At 40.7% G+C, this 1,166-nt stretch carries 1 protein-coding gene; it reads left to right on the top strand.

Annotated elements, in window-relative coordinates; genetic code table 11:
* Nucleotides 1-417: 417 nt before the first annotated feature.
* Nucleotides 418-1,166, top strand: a 749-nt coding sequence (locus ACFINC_RS09620; protein WP_375617067.1) for a DUF3792 domain-containing protein, incomplete at its 3' end; no start/stop codon positions are given.

The following is a 1,166-nucleotide window of genomic DNA, read 5'->3' as shown; positions in this document are numbered from 1 at the left end:
CAAAAGCAAATAAATTTTCTGATGATATACAATCTTTTGCTTTAGTTAATGCGGTTTTCCCTACCCTAAGAGTCCCCAAGAATAGAAAAAAACAGGCAGATAATTGAGTTCTTGCTGCTCTGCACACGCTCCACAGTCTACAACACAAGCAACAGCTTGAACAGCTTCTCCCCCCCCCACACAACAGGAGGTGTCATTAAAAGTTATCCTGTCTCATAAAAAATAAAATGATCACACGAACACATCTTTCCTCAAGCATAAGTTAGAACTTTTGAATTGTCTATATGCCAACGTTTTTCCTCACATAACACAAACGTTAAAGCATCTTTTCTATTCATTTTTAGTGGCTATCCATCTATTCTGGAACATAATTGACAATAAGGCATTGTATCTCCAGCATATTCAAGGAGATAAAACATGGAAACCCACATTCCTGAAAAAACACCTTTCGATACGAATTTTCTAGGAGAAACATCTCTAGAAACAAAATATTCATTTTTTCATACACCTATTTCATGGTCTGCCATTTTTGCTGGATTGATAACAGCTCTTGCCGTCTCAATCTGCCTCTCTTTCCTCATAGCCGCTTTAGGCTTAAGCCAAATGGACTTTACCTCATCCTCCCCTTTTACAGGTTCTTTCCTCTCGATGGGAATTGGCTCGCTCATCGTTATGGTGATCAGTCTTGCAAGTGGAGGCTTTGTTGCTGGGCGTTTTGCTGAAATCTCTGGCGCTCTTCATGGTTTCTTAACCTGGGCGCTCATCACACTGCTGATGACATTCCAAGCCATCCACGTGGTTTCACATACAGCAAACTTAAGCGCGAAAGCTGTTGGAAAAAGCGCGTCTATGATAGAACAAACCGTCGACAACCTTCCCTCTCTACTTGCAAAATTAAACAGCGAAAATTTTGAAAAGTTTTTTGCAGAAACCCGTGACAATGGAATTAATTTTGATAAACTGGGCAATGAGTTGCGTACACTTCTCCAAAAAAGTGATATTCCGGCCCTCAATCCTGAACGCTTGAAACAAACCTATCAGGCTGCGCTCAACGATATTGGTTCTGCAATCACCGCTTTCAAAAATGATCCTTCGCATTATCGCAGCACTCTGAAAAATCTAGGGAATAGCCTTTCTAATCGCCTAGAAACGCTGACGACAAAATT

It is taken from the genome of Bartonella sp. AP58NXGY, assembly GCF_042195785.1.
Lineage (GTDB): Bacteria > Pseudomonadota > Alphaproteobacteria > Rhizobiales > Rhizobiaceae > Bartonella.
This window is presented reverse-complemented; position numbering and strand designations above follow the sequence as displayed.